Annotated in this window: 13 protein-coding genes and 3 tRNA genes; 5 read left to right on the top strand and 11 right to left on the bottom strand. The window is 45.5% G+C overall.

Features of this window, described 5'->3' with window-relative positions; genetic code table 11:
• The first annotated feature begins 590 nt into the window (after window positions 1-590).
• The 3 genes from codB to codA are packed head-to-tail and all read left to right on the top strand — an operon-like array spanning window position 591 to window position 4311.
• The gene (codB, locus tag OAG1_RS01445; RefSeq protein ID WP_338623358.1) at window positions 591-1850 is read left to right on the top strand and encodes a cytosine permease; all 1260 of its coding nucleotides are present in this window, start codon (window positions 591-593) and stop codon (window positions 1848-1850) included.
• An 11-nt stretch (window positions 1851-1861) separates the two neighbouring features.
• A complete protein-coding gene (locus OAG1_RS01440) occupies window positions 1862-3058 on the top strand; it encodes a PucR family transcriptional regulator ligand-binding domain-containing protein (protein WP_338623356.1) in 1197 nt (398 codons plus the stop codon).
• Window positions 3055-4311: a cytosine deaminase gene (gene codA, locus OAG1_RS01435; RefSeq protein ID WP_338623354.1), complete on the top strand. Its 1257-nt coding sequence runs from the start codon at window positions 3055-3057 to the stop codon at window positions 4309-4311. The genes OAG1_RS01440 and codA overlap by 4 nt, the downstream gene beginning before the upstream one ends.
• A gap of 96 nt (window positions 4312-4407) precedes the next feature.
• Here codA and OAG1_RS01430 read toward each other — a convergent pair whose 3' ends face one another.
• From OAG1_RS01430 to OAG1_RS01415, 4 genes are all read right to left on the bottom strand, one after another.
• Entirely contained in the window at window positions 4408-4953 is a 546-nt protein-coding gene (locus tag OAG1_RS01430) for a lipid-binding SYLF domain-containing protein (RefSeq protein WP_220719312.1), read from the bottom strand.
• A gap of 99 nt (window positions 4954-5052) precedes the next feature.
• The gene (gene galM, locus OAG1_RS01425) at window positions 5053-6084 is read right to left on the bottom strand and encodes a galactose-1-epimerase (protein ID WP_338623350.1); all 1032 of its coding nucleotides are present in this window, start codon (window positions 6082-6084) and stop codon (window positions 5053-5055) included.
• Between the two features lie 259 nt (window positions 6085-6343).
• Entirely contained in the window at window positions 6344-7225 is an 882-nt protein-coding gene (locus OAG1_RS01420) for a hypothetical protein (RefSeq protein ID WP_338623348.1), read from the bottom strand.
• Between the two features lie 148 nt (window positions 7226-7373).
• The gene (locus OAG1_RS01415) at window positions 7374-8240 is read right to left on the bottom strand and encodes a hypothetical protein (protein ID WP_016399814.1); all 867 of its coding nucleotides are present in this window, start codon (window positions 8238-8240) and stop codon (window positions 7374-7376) included.
• Between the two features lie 198 nt (window positions 8241-8438).
• On the opposite strand from OAG1_RS01415, the gene OAG1_RS01410 reads away from it, so the two are divergent.
• The gene (locus OAG1_RS01410) at window positions 8439-8786 is read left to right on the top strand and encodes a hypothetical protein (protein ID WP_338623345.1); all 348 of its coding nucleotides are present in this window, start codon (window positions 8439-8441) and stop codon (window positions 8784-8786) included.
• A 117-nt stretch (window positions 8787-8903) separates the two neighbouring features.
• On the opposite strand, the gene OAG1_RS01405 is transcribed toward OAG1_RS01410, so the two are convergent.
• The 6 genes from OAG1_RS01405 to OAG1_RS01380 form a co-directional block, all read right to left on the bottom strand.
• Window positions 8904-8980, bottom strand: a tRNA-Pro gene (locus OAG1_RS01405).
• Between the two features lie 252 nt (window positions 8981-9232).
• Window positions 9233-9308: transfer RNA gene (locus OAG1_RS01400), tRNA-His, on the bottom strand.
• A 30-nt stretch (window positions 9309-9338) separates the two neighbouring features.
• Window positions 9339-9415: transfer RNA gene (locus OAG1_RS01395), tRNA-Arg, on the bottom strand.
• A gap of 163 nt (window positions 9416-9578) precedes the next feature.
• On the bottom strand, window positions 9579-11117 hold the full coding sequence (locus OAG1_RS01390; protein WP_338623343.1) for a glutamate synthase-related protein: 1539 nt from the start codon (window positions 11115-11117) through the stop codon (window positions 9579-9581).
• A gap of 133 nt (window positions 11118-11250) precedes the next feature.
• A complete protein-coding gene (locus OAG1_RS01385; protein WP_338623341.1) occupies window positions 11251-11703 on the bottom strand; it encodes a DUF3291 domain-containing protein in 453 nt (150 codons plus the stop codon).
• Complete coding sequence (locus OAG1_RS01380; protein WP_338623339.1) at window positions 11694-12203, bottom strand: GNAT family N-acetyltransferase; 510 nt, start codon at window positions 12201-12203, stop codon at window positions 11694-11696. The genes OAG1_RS01385 and OAG1_RS01380 overlap by 10 nt, the downstream gene beginning before the upstream one ends.
• 301 nt (window positions 12204-12504) lie before the next feature.
• Between OAG1_RS01380 and OAG1_RS01375 the strand changes: the two genes are divergently transcribed.
• Window positions 12505-13842, top strand: a complete 1338-nt coding sequence (locus tag OAG1_RS01375) for an MATE family efflux transporter (protein ID WP_338623337.1) — start codon at window positions 12505-12507, stop codon at window positions 13840-13842.
• Between the two features lie 56 nt (window positions 13843-13898).
• Here OAG1_RS01375 and OAG1_RS01370 read toward each other — a convergent pair whose 3' ends face one another.
• Window positions 13899-14870, bottom strand: a complete 972-nt coding sequence (locus OAG1_RS01370) for an aldo/keto reductase (RefSeq protein WP_338623335.1) — start codon at window positions 14868-14870, stop codon at window positions 13899-13901.
• Between the last annotated feature and the right edge of the window lie 65 nt (window positions 14871-14935).

Genomic DNA, 14935 nt, shown 5'->3' with positions numbered 1-14935 from the left:
AAAAGGGGCTAACCGCTCATTGAGCAAGTGCTAACAGAAACAGCACTAAACTAGGGTCTGTTGATCTTTGGTGTTGAAATTTTGTTCGAGATAAGCGGGCTTTAATCGCGGCGAGCACTTAGAAGCCTAGTGGGCTAAGTAAAAAGTGCTTAACAAAGAGTAAAGTTCGCTTATCCGAACCCTTCGGGCAGCATTTCTTAGCCATTTATTTAGCGTTAGCGAGTGATTATTAAGCCCACTTAACTGCACACTCGCTGCCTTGCCTAAATGGCTAACAAATTGCTGCAAAAACCATCAGCAAAGATCAACAGACCCTAGGCATAGTTACGCCCCAAAAACCATCAGATACGCGCCATAGTAGTGCGTTTAATTGCAGCCTTTTTTGAAACAAATTTCTCCAGCCCTACTCGCAGCAATTTTATGTGCAAACGGTACATTTCGTGCAGAACAAAAATCACCCATTTGCACAACAAAACTCAAGCCAAAAGAACAGCATATTTGGCACATCTTTTGGAACGCTTAACACGATGGAATAACTAGCGTGACCACCAATATAGCGATTGTTGTCACCAATAGATGGAGTTAACACAATGAGCCAAACTAACGATTTTCCACTCTCGGCGGTTCCACAAGACGCCCGTAAAGGTTTTTGGTCTACCGCTTTTGTACTTTTAGGGTTTACTTTCTTCACTTCCACCATGTGGGCAGGTGGCACACTCGGTACCTCATTTAGTTTCACCGAGCTGCTGTGGATCATACTAATAGGTAATTTGCTATTAGGTAGCTATGCCGCAGGGCTAGCTTATGTGGCGTATAAAACCGGCTTAAACTCGGTGTTGCTAGGGCGATACTGTTTTGGAGAGCATGGTAGCAAGCTATCTGACATTATCTTAGGTTTTACCCAAATAGGCTGGTACGCCTGGGGTACCGCCACCATAGCGATTATTTTGCTTAAGCTGCTCAACTTACCCGAAAGCTACGCAACACCTTTAATGGTACTGTTTGGTTTTGGCTTTTGTATTACCGCATTTATTGGCTATAAAGCCTTAGAAATTCTTTCCAAAATATCTGTCCCCGCCATGTTGGCATTTATCGGCCTGTCGATTTACCAAGGCAGTATTGATATTGGCGGCTTCTCCCAACTTAGCAGCATTGTGCCAAGCGATACCATGGCATTCTCTGCGGCAATTACTTTAGTATTTGGTACCTTTGTGAGCGGCGGAACCCAAGCAACCAATTGGAGTCGTTTTGCTAAGTCTGGCCGCATAGCGGTTATCACTACTTTGTTAGCTTTCTTTATTGGCAATGGTTTAATGGTATTTGTCGGCGCATTCGGCGCGATGGTTTACCAGCAAGCCGACATCGTAGACGTACTAGTAAGCCAAGGCTTTATTCTGGTTGCTATTCTGATGTTATTTGCCAACATCTGGACAACCCAAGACAACACTATTTATAACTTTGCCGCCGCCGGCTGTAACTTGATGAGAACCGACAAACGCCGCTTAATTACTCTAGTAGGTGCGGCCATCGGCACCCTGCTAGCAGTATTTGGGATGTATAACCTGCTTATCCCATTTTTAATCCTTTTGGGCACTTTTATTCCACCTATTGGCGCCATCATCATGGCTGATTTTTGGTTCAAACATCGTGGAAACCCACCAGCATTAGAGCAAATTAAGCTGCCTAGTTTCGATAAATGTGGTTTAGCTGCGTACGCGGTTGGTTCGGCTGCAGCCTACTATTCCCCTTGGATAGCGCCGTTAGTTGGGATTGTTGTGTCGGCCAGTTTCTATGGTGTATTGCTGCACATTAGCTCGGCTCAGCCCTTAGCCAAACAAACGGCCAGTTAAGGAGGTAGTGCTTGGCTATTCGCGCTAAAGATATTCCCCTAATCCCCGGTTTAGAGAGCATTAACTTGCTTACCGGGGAAGCTTCTCAACAAGCTATTCGCTGGCCATACTTAGCCGAGAACAAAGAGCTAGCACCTTGGTTAACCGGTGGTGAACTCGTCTTTGTTACCGGCATAAATTTGCAACGAAGTGAACAAGAGTATTATCAACTTATAGATGAAGCTTTAGAAAAGTCGGCGGCAGGCATGGTTATTCTGACCCACTCGGAATTTATCGACACCATTCCCGAGAGCGTGATTAGCTACGCCAACCAACATCAATTTGCAGTACTTGAACAACCTTACAGCTTGCCAATGGTTAAAGTTACCGAGCTAATTTGTAAGGCCTTAATTCAAGACAACCTATCTAGCCACTCGCTACAGCATTTTATTAGCCATGTGATTAATAGCCCCAACCAACTGTCGATGCTGTCTCGACACCGCGCCAAAGAATTAGGCTTAAACTTTGGTGCAGCCATTAGTATTGCCCAGCTACAACCACAAGTTAGCGATGCAAGTGACTTAAATGTTTGGGTATTTCAACTTCGCCAGTGGCTAAATCGCATGCGAAGCCCCTACCCGCTAATTGAAGATCATCACGGCTGGTATTTATTGTTGCCCATTCAAGCCCAAGACTCTTTAGAGCAACAGCGTAGCCTTTGGCAGCAACTTAATCAGTATTTAATGCAACAAAAGCTTAAATACAATTTGGGTGTGAGTGTTAGCCCACAAGGGTTAAACCAGTTGGCCAATGCCGCTTTGCAGGCTAGACAAGCTGCAGAGTTTAGCCAATTACAAAGCCATCATTCCGCCGTTGTGCACTACTTAGATTTAGGGGTGAGCCGAGTATTTGCCGCTATTGAGGATCCACAAATTTTACTGAACTTTTGCTGCGACAAACTCGGGCCCTTATTCCATTGCCAAGAACCTAGCTTAATCACCCTTAAGCATACGCTGCGCTGCTACTTTGACAATTTAGCCAGCCTAAGACAAACCGCCAAAGAGCTAAATATTCACCGAAATACGCTCAGCAACCGTCTCGCCAAGGTACAAACACTCACTGGCTGTGACCTAGAACAAGCGCAGCAACGTCTAGAATTACAAAATGCCCTGCTGATGGAACCCATAACAATCCAACGGCAACAACATTCTGTTCAAGGATTATCATGAAAATTATTAACGCACGTTTAAGAGGGCAAACAGAGCTGTTTAGTCTATCTGTTGCCCAAGGGCTCATTACTCACATCACTCCGCAAACCGCGGCTTTATCAGCTAACTTGCCAGAATATGAAGAAGCGATAGATGCCGCCGGTAATTTATTGTCTGCTCCTTTTGTTGAGCCGCATATTCACTTAGACGCAGTGCTCACTGCCGGGCAGCCCTCTTGGAACATGAGCGGAACCTTGTTTGAGGGGATTGAGCGCTGGAGCGAACGTAAACCGCTGCTCACCCCCGAAGACATTGAACAACGCGTGTTAAAAACCGTGCAACTGTTGGTTGAAAATGGAGTGCAGTACATTCGCACCCATGTGGATGTGACCGATCCACAACTTACCGCGCTTAAAACCATTGCCAAGCTCAAATCTAAGCTGTCTTCAGCAATTAATTTACAAATTGTTGCTTTTCCCCAAGAAGGGATCTGGTCTTTTCCCAATGGCAAAACCTTAATGGAGCAAGCCATTGAAGAGGGAGCAGATGTAATAGGCGGAATACCCCATTTTGAATTTACCCGCGAATATGGGGTAGAGTCGATGCGCTGGGTGGTGGAGCTCGCCAAACAACATGATCTATTGGTAGATGTGCACTGCGATGAAATTGACGACGAAGCATCGCGCTTTTTGGAGGTATTAGCCACCGCAGCCTTAGAGCTTGATATGGGTGAGCGCGTTACCGCCAGCCACACTACCGCGATGCATTCTTACAACAACGCCTATTGTTCTAAATTATTTAGGCTGCTTAAAAAGTCTAAAATAAACTTTGTTTCTTGTCCTACCGAGAGCATTCACTTGCAGGGCCGCTTTGATACCTACCCTAAACGACGCGGCGTAACTCGAGTGAAAGAGTTATGTGAAGCCGGCATGAATGTCTGCTTTGCCCAAGATTCTATTCAAGACCCTTGGTATACCTTAGGCAACGGTAAACTGCTAAGAGTATTAGACGCTGGCTTACACATCTGTCACATGATGGGCTATAAAGAGCTATCTAAAGCCTTAGATCTTATTACCGACAATGGCGCTAAAACCTTACAAGTAGAAGCTGAATACGGTATTGAGGTAGGCAAACCTGCAAACTTTATTTTGCTAGAAGGAGAAGACGATTTATCGGTGATTCAACGCCAAGGCGAAGTACTGTTATCGGTACGAAATGGCGAAATACTGATTCAGCGTCAACCAGCTAAGCTAATTAAACATTGTTCATTTTAGGCTGAGTAAACAACAAGTAATCGGCTATAAGGCGCTTTAACAGCGTATAAAAAACGGACCTAACAGGTCCGTTTTTTAATAGCGATACCTAAGACCTTAGTTAGCGGTAAAGTTAAACTTCTGTCCGCCAATACTGGCTTCATACATTAAACCACCTTTAGCTAAGGTGAATACTGCATAACCACTTACATAATGCGCTTTAGATTGGGTTTCACCCGCGGCTGCTCCAGTACCAGAAGTACCTGCTTGAGCAGAAGCACCAACGGTTAAAGCCACTGCGCTCGCTTGAGCACCAAACTCGAAGCTGCCGCTAGTAAACTCGTCGTAAGCGCGTTTATCTTGAAGGAAAATGATTTGGCTAAACGCTTGCCCACCGAGCTGGAAACCAAGTGTAACTTGACCCATATTCACGCTGCCTGTAGATGCTCCGCCTCGGTAAACTTTACCTTCGCCGTAAGCGCCACCAATACCAATGCCACCCTTACCAATGGTAGGAAACACCGCATAGCCATAAGCATTGTTAAAAAATGGGGTAGTTCGATCAGATTTTTTGAACTGCTGAATCGTAGCTTGATAATCGTCTGCGACGGCTTGAAAGCTTAATACAAGCACACCAACGCACAGTGCCAACCATTTCTTCATAAATAAACATCCCTAGATTTGGAGTATGGTGCAAGCAGCATACACGATGTATGTGAAAATCGGTACGCTGCCTACAAAAACTTCAATATATAAGAAAGTTTATGCCGTGGGTTGATACAGGCGATAACAGGTTTGATATTGATAACGTTCGCCAGGCTTTAACCAACAGCTTTGGTGTGGCCAATCTGGGCGGTTGGGAGAATCTGGCAAGAATTGGGTTTCTAAAGCAACGCCACTATGAGCTTGATACACTTCGCCATTGTGCCCCGGATTACCAGTTAAGAAGTTACCAGTATAAAGCTGGATCGCAGGTTTATTGGTATACACTTCCATTGCTAACGACGAGTCATCGGCAATAATACGGGCTACTGGCTTGCCTTCACTCACTACCTGCTCCTGCAGCAAGTAACTATGGTCGTATCCGCCCACTAGCTGCTGATCGGGATCTTTCTTAAGATCTTTAGCAATCAGCTTAGCTTGCCTAAAATCAAAGCCAGTTCCTTCTACAGGTTTTAAGCCATCAACCGGAATACCATCTGCTGCTACCGGTAAGTAATGATCTGCTGCAATGTATAAGTGGTGCTGTAATACCGTTGAGCTAGCGGCATTCAAATTAAAATAACTATGGTCGGTGAGGTTTACCGGACAGGCTTTATCTACAGTAGCTGAGTAATCCAGTACTAACTGATTATCTTCATCTAAGGTGTATTCAAGCTGTGCTTGCATATTACCAGGAAAACCACACTCTCCATCGGCTGAGCTAATAGTAAAACGAACTTTGTTGTCTGCCAGCTGCTCACCTTGCCAATCGCGGTGGCTAAAATCATTGGCGCCATGTAATTGATGCTCATCTTGATTGGCACTTAAGGCATAAACTTGCCCTTGGTACTCAAAGCGCGCTTGCTTGATGCGGTTAGCATAGCGCCCCACTGTAGCGCCTAAGTAAGCGTCTTGTTTTAGGTAATCCTCAAAGCTGTCACAACCCAGAACCACTTCACGTAACTCACCGCTACTAAGTTTTATTTTTAAACTAGCTAGGGTGGCTCCCCATGCTAATACGGTGGCCTCACTCCCCTTAGCATTTCTAAGGGTAAACGTTTGCACTTTTTTATCTTGCTGTGCGAAAGGCATGAAAAACTCCTAAAACTAATTCAATACAATGAGAGTAACAAAAAGGTGGAAAACCTCTGCAACCCGCTAAATAAGGCGATACTAGCCTAGCTTAACGGAAGATTTTTGATGCAGTCCACAGTTCAACATAAGACGCAAAAAACGTAATAGCCTTAACAACAAAAAAGTGAACCTCGTCACCTTTCATACTAGGCGAAATGACAATGTTTTCACAACCAATATTGCTGTTTGAATTAACTAAACAGCTAAATACATGCGCTTACCGCAAGTTTTTAACTAGGTTGGGTAGTACCCAAAGTTTATCTTCATCAATCGGCGTCTTGGGATGTAAAGACGGGTTGCGTAGTTTAAACACCAAGCGATTTTCCATTAAATCTGCCAATTTATGGTAATTAAACTTTCTAAATAGTGCGTCGAAACTGCCATCATCAATGGCCAGCCTTAAGCCTTGCTCTAAACGCTCTGCTAAGGCGGTGTTTTCTGGGTTTACGAAGTAATAAATGGGTGCGGGATAACTGAGTAATATTCTTGGCTCTGCAACAAAACCTTCCCGTTGATGCTGTTTTAATTCAGCGCCTATTTCACTAATACCTCGAGGGAAATAATCAAAACGACCGCGCTCCAACATGCCAAACAAACCTTCATAGGTTTTGCCCTCAATTACTGGCAAACGATTGTATTCTAGTATCTCGATATCAGGCCAGCCCATGCCTTGCCCTGCGCGCATCTGGCCCAACTCACTAAGCTGTTGAATGTCTTTAAATCGACGAAGGTCTTCTCGGCGGATCATCAATACCCGCTGGCCTAATAAGCCCTTTAATAAAGGAATGCGTACAGCCAGCAGTTTCGACTCACGCTCAAGGCTGGTCATTGTCCAAACAATATCGATACAACGCTTGCGCTGAACTTGCTGTAGGGCTCGGTCTTGCATCATCCGAACAGCGCAAGTTTGAGTGGTATAAGAACCGTGGCTCGCTTCTGTTTTGCTTAAGGCTAACTCTAACAACTCAATAAAGTATTGATGCCGCTGATCTTTGTCGCTTTCTGGCTGAACGTGCCTCACCACCAGGTTTGCCGCATTGGCCCCAGTAACGAGGGTAAAAATCACTAACAGCATTAAACAGCGACGCAGCATTGGCATTATTCACAATTAACTTATCAAGTTAATTGTATGTAATGGATTTACTTAATAACAAATGGCTAGATCAATAAAACATCAAAGCATGTAAAACTTCCAACATCCAGCTGATGCTCAGCGCGATTGAACAATAAACGGGATAACAAGAGGGCTAGTTAAACTTAAGCCAAAGCGGGCTTTGTTCGCTAGGGGTGCTAGCGTGTAAATAGGGGTTATTTAATTTAATCACCGTGCGAGATCTCAGCTCGTTAACGAGATTGTCGTATTGATAGCGAGAAAACAGTGCATCAAAGCTACCATCGCTAAAGGCGATCCATAAACCTTGTTCGATACGCGCTGCTAACTCGCGGTTTTGCTTGCTTACAAAATAGTAGATAGGTGCACGATAACTAATTACTAAGTGCGGCTCAGCCACAAAGTTTTCACTTTTATGTTGCTCTAATTCATCAAAGATTTCGTTAATTCCACGTGGGAAATAATCAAAGCGCTGACGTTGTAACATGCCAAACAAACCTTCGTAATTCATGCCTTCAATTACGCCAATATTGTTAGCACGCAGTATTTTGTTGTCTGGCCAGCCGCTGCCTTGACCAGCACTAAAAGCTTGTAAGTCTTGAAGAGATTCCACCTTGGCAAAACGACCAATATCTTGTTGGCGAATCATCAATAAGCGCTGTCCAAGCAGCCCTTTTAACAGTGGGATCCGTATGGGCAATAAGGCCTCTTCTCGCTCTGCGGTGCTCATTGTCCACACCACATCAATACCGTCGTTATTTTGCAGCTGCAGCAAGGAGCGATTTTGGCTCATTTTGGCTTTATTGCTCTCAAGACGAAAAGGCCCAAGCTCCTGCTCAGTTTTAGACAAGACCAAGTCGAGTAAATCGATAAAGTAGCGATTTCGTAAATCTTTTTCGCCTTGCGGCGCAATATGGCGTACCAGCTGAGGGCTTAACTCAGCGGCAATAGATATCGAACAGAGCGATAGACTGGTAAACACAACGAGAAATAGATGTTTCATTGTTGCTCAAGTTGTACTCATTTACTGCTTAGTGTACAAAATATCAGCAAGTGACAATAGCCTTTCTGTCAATTATTGCCTAAGTACTCAACAATTAATTAGTCAAAACTCTCTCTACTTGCCAGTGAAGCTGGCGATGTATCATAAGACTATCGCTAACGTTTATACTTGGCTTAGCTTCAACAACAAGGATTGGCTTTGCGGCATTCATTATTCAACAACAGCGTAATCATTTTAAGCATATTTTTACTCACTGCTTGCTCTACTGGGGACCATGGGTCCTATGCTGAGCGCAGCTTCTATCAAGGGGATGCTAGTAGCTTAAAATATATTGGCCCCGCAAGTGGCGAACACTGCCAAACTTATGCTTTATATCTATTTCCATTAAAGCAAAGCCCATCAACTGCGCTCGCTTTAAAGCAAGCAAAGCAATCTCAAGACTCCACCCTAATGCTAAGCGATCTTAGTATTGGTGATGTTACCAAATGGGGATTTGGCTACGCTAAACGCTGTATATTGGTCACTGCAGATGCCTACGGAAAGTAACGTTTTCTATAGTTAGGTGATGATGAACTAAAGCCAAAAGGCAAACTCCTACCTTCTTGGTTAATACCGACCTGCAGAAAGCAAAAAGCCTGCTCGATGAGCAGGCTTTTTAGAAGGTGGTCGGTGATGAGAGATTCGAACTCCCGACCCTCTGGTCCCAAACCAGATGCGCTACCAAGCTGCGCTAATCACCGATTTTCTTGATATTTCAGAAGACTAAACCCTCTGGTCCCACTCTTTATGAGCTTCGCGATGATGCGCTACCAAGCTGCGCTAATCACCGATTTTCTTGATACTTCAGAGAACTAAACCCTCTGCTCCCGCTCTTTATGAGCTTCGCGACGATGCGCTACCAAGCAGCGTTTATCGTCTTAGTTATTTTAGAGCAAGCTCTTAGCAATAACCAAACTATTGCGATAACAACGAAACTCGTTGCATCTAAATAATGGGGTGAGTAATGGGATTTGAACCCACGACAACCGGAATCACAATCCGGGGCTCTACCAACTGAGCTATACCCACCACTGAGTATTTCGAGCGTTTCCGAAGCAATGGCGCACCCGACAGGAGTCGAACCTGTGACCTTCGCCTCCGGAGGGCGACGCTCTATCCAGCTGAGCTACGGGTGCTCAATGCTGGCGGAGGCGTATATTAGGGTTTTCGCTCCGCCCTGTAAAGACATTTTATAAAAAAACTGGTAATTGCTGGCTTTTCCAACAAGCCTAGAAAAAGCCCTTAATTTCAAGGCTACTTAAGCAACAAATCGCTGCTTAAATAGCCAATAAAACAACACTACACTGCGCTAAAGCCTGCGTAAGCAATGCCACTTAAATGCGCCATTTCTCGATGCCAAGTTGCCAAATCGTCTTTAGTGAATTGATTAAGATGATGATGTCCACATGCTCGTGCCATAACCTGCATTAGCGCTACCGATGCGTTAAAGAAATTAGCCAGTTGCTGAGCCGATTTGTCCACATTTAAACGCTGGCGCAAGTCAGCATTTTGCGTAGCAATCCCAGCTGGGCAATTATTGGTATTACAGATCCGCGCTGCCACACAACCTATGGCTTGCATGGCGCTATTAGATACCGCTACACCATCGGCGCCTAAAGCCATGGCTTTGACAAAATCCATCGGTAAGCGCAAGCCGCCGGTAATAATCAAACTCACCCTGCCACTGGCGCCTTGTTGATCTAGATAGCGTCGCGCTCTGGCTAAGGCCGGAATGGTAGGCACACTAATATGGTCCCTAAATATTTCTGGTGCCGCACCGGTACCGCCGCCACGCCCATCTAAAATGATGTAGTCAGCGCTGCTATCTAAAGCAAATTGAATATCTCGCTCGATATGGTTGGCACTTAACTTAAAACCAATGGGAATGCCGCCGCTTATTTCACGCACCCGATCGGCAAAGTGTTTAAAGTCTTTGCTACTGTGTAAATCAGCAAAGGTAGGCGGGGAGATTGCAGGTTGTCCTTCAGCTATGCCGCGAACCAGAGAAATTTTGCCATGGTTTTTATTGCCTGGTAAATGCCCTCCGGTACCGGTTTTTGCACCTTGCCCTCCTTTAAAGTGAAAAGCTTGAACTTGAGTAAGCAGTGATTCTTGATAACCAAATTTGGCGCTGGCTAACTCATAAAAGTAACGGGAGTTTTGCTGCTGCTCTTCAGCCAACATGCCGCCTTCACCAGAACAAATCCCTGTTCCGGCCAGCTCGGCGCCTTTAGCCAGCGCGGTTTTAGCTTCTTCCGATAAGGCACCAAAACTCATATCAGAGACAAACAGAGGAATCTTTAGCTGCAGTGGCTGTTTCGCCTCTGGGCCGATAATCAGCTCTGTGGCCACTGGCTGATCTTCCATCAAAGGCTTTTTGGCCATTTGTGCCACCATCACTTGGATGTCGTCCCAATGTGGCAGAAGATGCCTAGGTACCCCCATCGAGGTCATTGCTCCATGGTGGCCCAGTTTTGATAAACCTTCACGCGCCAATTGATGAATAAAGGCAACGGTGGGCTCTTCAGTTGTAGGCGTGGCCTGCGGTGCAGCGCTGTTAGTTTGAGGCTGTGGGGCTTCTTGGCCTATTTGTTCGGCACTAAACTGCTTATGGCTGCCATCACAAAATGGGCTATTCGCCGTGGCTTTACACGCGCACAAATAAGCATCACCAGTTTCTTCTGCGGTAAAAGTCTTGGGGCTAAGGCCGGTACCTGCATGGCTACCATCACAAAAGGGTTGGGATTTAGAACGACCACAGCTGCAAAAGTAGTATTGGTCTCCCTTAGTTAAACTCACCTTCTTGGGTTTGTTATCGGCAATAATCGGCTTAATCATACCCTCTCCTTGCGCAAAAATGGCGGGGCATACTCGCCCTGCATTTACTTAGCTTAGACGCTTTCTATCCAAAGAGGAGCAACAAAACCTGAGTAACAAAGGATGCCAAAGGCTATTAAAAACAAACCTTAGATTAGCGCTGTAAGGCGTCTTCTGCGCTAAATGTTTTTTTGAAACTAAAGGCCTGAGCAGTCTCTCCGTGCTGCCTTAATAATTCTAAACGCTCAAGTGCCTCAGCGGTGCTGGGAACATGACCATCTTCCACCCACCACAATACGTAAGTTGCCAACGGCGATTTATCAAACCACTCTGCCCGGCGTTTCATAATGTCGATATGATGGGTTTTAAACATAAAGTGCTGCAGACTAGCTAAGGACTCCCATACCGATAAATTGACAATCATCCTTGGGGTATCACAAGCTTGCACATCGGTAGCGTTGCCGGTGTCATCTTTAAGCCGCCAAATAAAGCCCTCGCTCGCATCAGCAATGGCATTAATGGGATCTAAATTATCGACAAAATCTTTGAGCAGGGGTGAATCTAAATCATCTTTGGCGGTGGCTATATTTAACTGCGCTAGTTGCATGTTTTCTCCTTAGTTTGCTCATTGAGTGTTAGGCGCATTGGCACATCGATAATGCCCTTGGTATCGCGCTGTTCTTGCTCAGCAACAAAGCCCCAAGCCTGATACATCGCTTTAGCAGATAACGACGCATTAACCGTAAATTCGCCCTTATTGCCGTTTGCTATACATAGGGCTTTAGCATGTTTCCAAAGGCGACTTGCCAAGCCTTTTCCTTGAGCAAGCTCGGCAACAAAAAGGTGATAAAGGTGACTGTTATCCCGAGTGGCCACCACGCCTAATAACTCCACCTTACCTGCCTGTTTTTGCTCGGCGAGGTGATAACAAAAACCCTCGCGGATATAAGAGCGAATAGCCCTTTCGCTCATCGCTCTCAGCAAGCGCTTTGCTCCTTGTTCGGTAAAATCCTCCACCAAGTAACGACGAGACAAATCACAAAGTAGTTGGCTAATGGCCGCAGCGTCCTCCACTTTGGCAGCTCGGATGGTTACATATGAATCCACTTATTTTCCTCGTAAAAACCAAAGCTTGAACTAGGGTCTGTTGATCTTTGGTGTTGAAATTTTGTTCGAGATAAGCGGGCTTTAATCGCGGCGAGCACTTAGAAGCCTAGTGAGCTAAGCAAGAAGTGCTTAACAAAGAGTAAAGTTCGCTTATCCGAACCCTTCGGGCAGCATTTGCACAAACAATAAGCATAGCCCTTATTTGTTAGCTTTCCCTCTTGTCAGCTCCATTAAAGTGAATATGATGGGGCTGCAATTCGGTGCTCGCTGAGTACTTTCTATTCCTTAACCTTGGCCAATCATGCTTAGTAAAAACATTACCTTACAATTTTGGCGTTATTCCATTCCTTCGGTCGTAGCAATGATTGTGAGTGGCATTTATCTGATTGTTGATGGCATGTTCATTGGCCAAGTGCTCGGTGCAGAAGGGTTAGCAGCCATTAACCTAGCTTGGCCGATTATATTTTTAGTCACCGGTTTAGGTTTAATGGTTGGAGTAGGTGGCGGTGCGTTAATCTCTATTGCTACCGGTGAGGGTAAAACCAGCAAGGCACAGAGCTTGTTAAGCCACGCCTTCTTGCTCATGTTGATAATGGCGGTGCTGTTTAGTGCCATTTTGGCCTTATTAGGCGCCAAACCCATTACCTTGCAAGGGGCCAGCGGCAATATTCAACATATGGCCGAGAGCTACCTAGGCATTTTAGGGAACGGCGCGCTGGTTGTATTGTTTAGCTGCGCCCTGCCCATATTGATTAGAAACGACAACTCTCCCAACTTTGCCACCCTATTGATGATAGTGGGCGCATTGGCCAACATCGGCCTCGATTATTTATTTATTGTAAAGTGGGATTGGCAGCTAGCGGGTGCGGCTTACGCCACCTTAGGCGCACAAGCCTTGGTAATGTTCTTGGCCATTGCATACTTTTTCTCTCGCTACAGCAGCTTGAGTTTTCAAGTAAGCGGTTTTAGCTTAAAGCCAAAGTACCTCGCCAATATAAGCAATTTAGGTTTAAGCAGCTTTTTTACTACGGTATACACCGCCTTTATTACCTTGGTGCACAATTACTTATTTTTACGTTATGGCAGTGTGACCGATACCGGCGCCTATGCCATTGTGTTGTACTTAAGCGTTATTTATTACTTTATTGCCGAAGGGTTTGCGAACGGCATGCAGCCTCTCATCTCCTTTAACTTTGGCGCTAAACGCTACGACAATGTACTCAAAGTGATGGCGCTAGGCTTTAGCATTATCCTAGGCAGCGGTGTAGCGGCGGTGTTTTTGATGAACCTATTTAGCGAACTTAGCGTGTCGATATTTAACAACGATGACCCCGCACTATTAGACGCCACCGTAAGCGGTATTCGCTTACACCTGTGGGCCATGCCATTAGATGGCTTAATTTTTACCGGCGCGGTGGTGTTTCAGTCGATAAACCGCGCTAATCGCGCTAGCTTTATTTCGGTCGGCAATATGGCTATTCAACTGCCGTTTATGTTGCTATTGCCCGCTGCCTATGGCGTGGTGGGGATCTGGCTGGTTATGCCGCTATCTACGGTAATACTTAGCGCAGTAGTAGCGTGGTGGCTGGTAAGCTTGGTAAAACAACTTAAAGCAGAGTTCACGCCACCAGCAGCGTAACTTTACTAACAAAAACGCCGAGCATTAGTTCGGCGTTTTTCTTGAATATGCAGTGTTTAAGGTAAAGCCTTGCCACGCGATGTGACATACAACTGATACCATTGCTCGCGACTAAGCTGCAGTTTAGTGGCATCACCACAGGCGCGAATGCGGTCTGGGTTTACACTACCAATCACTGGTTGAATTCCGGCAGGATGGCGCATTAGCCACGCTAGTACAACGGCCTCTGGCGAACTTGAGTTTTGATCGGCGTATTGGCGAACAAGCTGCGCGGTATCACGCTGAGCTTGGCTGGCATTTGATAAATCGGCACCGCTAAACAAGCCGCGGGATAAACTTCCCCAAGCCTGAATTTGCACCTTATTCATAGCGCAATACTCAAGGGTACCAGGCGCAAAACTGTGGCCTTTTACCTGTTCGTCGTTTACTGCAATATTGTGGTCAAGCCAGTCTAGTTTCGACAAACTCATCTCTAACTGATTAGCCACTAGCGGAAAACTCAGCAGCGATTGCAAATGCGCAATTTGTGCTCCACTCATGTTAGATACACCAAAGTGCTGCACTTTACCGCTATCTTTAAGCTCGCTAAGCACCGCGGCCACTTCGTCCATTTCGGCCAAAGGATCTGGGCGGTGCAGCATCATCACATCAATGGTTTCACTTTGTAGGCGGCGCAGCGAATCTTCAACACTTTGACGAATGTAATCTGCCGACCAATCATAACGACCACACCACTGCTCATCACCAAAGCGAATTGCCGCTTTGGTTTGCAGAATAATTTGCTCACGCAGCTCTGGGCGCTGTGCCAATACTTGACCAAATACTTGTTCAGCCTTACCCATGGTATAGATGTCGGCGTGGTCAAAATAGTTAATGCCTATTTCTAAGGCCGCATCAATAGCGGTATGCGCTTGGTTTAAATGATCTTGCGTTACTGGTGAGTTATCCCAGTTTCCGCCTAAGCCCATGCAGCCATATACAAGGCGACTTGCCTTAGGAAAAACCTGATTAATCGGTGATGCAGCCATTACGTGCTTACCTTTATGATTACGAATATTAGGCAAGTATAACGATAAATCAGCGGGCGCTAATA

Source organism: Agarivorans sp. OAG1 (assembly GCF_037076485.1).
Classification (GTDB): Bacteria; Pseudomonadota; Gammaproteobacteria; order Enterobacterales; family Celerinatantimonadaceae; genus Agarivorans; species Agarivorans albus.
This window is presented reverse-complemented; position numbering and strand designations above follow the sequence as displayed.

What these genes read in the sequence shown, in the direction of transcription:
- galM (WP_338623350.1), bottom strand. Translation starts at nt 6,084, where the DNA reads ATGCCTTTCGCACAGCAAGATAAAAAAGTGCAAACGTTTACCCTTAGA.
- OAG1_RS01370 (WP_338623335.1), bottom strand. Translation starts at nt 14,870, where the DNA reads ATGGCTGCATCACCGATTAATCAGGTTTTTCCTAAGGCAAGTCGCCTT.
- OAG1_RS01420 (WP_338623348.1), bottom strand. Translation starts at nt 7,225, where the DNA reads ATGCCAATGCTGCGTCGCTGTTTAATGCTGTTAGTGATTTTTACCCTC.
- OAG1_RS01385 (WP_338623341.1), bottom strand. Translation starts at nt 11,703, where the DNA reads ATGCAACTAGCGCAGTTAAATATAGCCACCGCCAAAGATGATTTAGAT.
- codB (WP_338623358.1), top strand. Translation starts at nt 591, where the DNA reads ATGAGCCAAACTAACGATTTTCCACTCTCGGCGGTTCCACAAGACGCC.
- codA (WP_338623354.1), top strand. Translation starts at nt 3,055, where the DNA reads ATGAAAATTATTAACGCACGTTTAAGAGGGCAAACAGAGCTGTTTAGT.
- OAG1_RS01375 (WP_338623337.1), top strand. Translation starts at nt 12,505, where the DNA reads ATGCTTAGTAAAAACATTACCTTACAATTTTGGCGTTATTCCATTCCT.
- OAG1_RS01430 (WP_220719312.1), bottom strand. Translation starts at nt 4,953, where the DNA reads ATGAAGAAATGGTTGGCACTGTGCGTTGGTGTGCTTGTATTAAGCTTT.
- OAG1_RS01390 (WP_338623343.1), bottom strand. Translation starts at nt 11,117, where the DNA reads ATGATTAAGCCGATTATTGCCGATAACAAACCCAAGAAGGTGAGTTTA.
- OAG1_RS01415 (WP_016399814.1), bottom strand. Translation starts at nt 8,240, where the DNA reads ATGAAACATCTATTTCTCGTTGTGTTTACCAGTCTATCGCTCTGTTCG.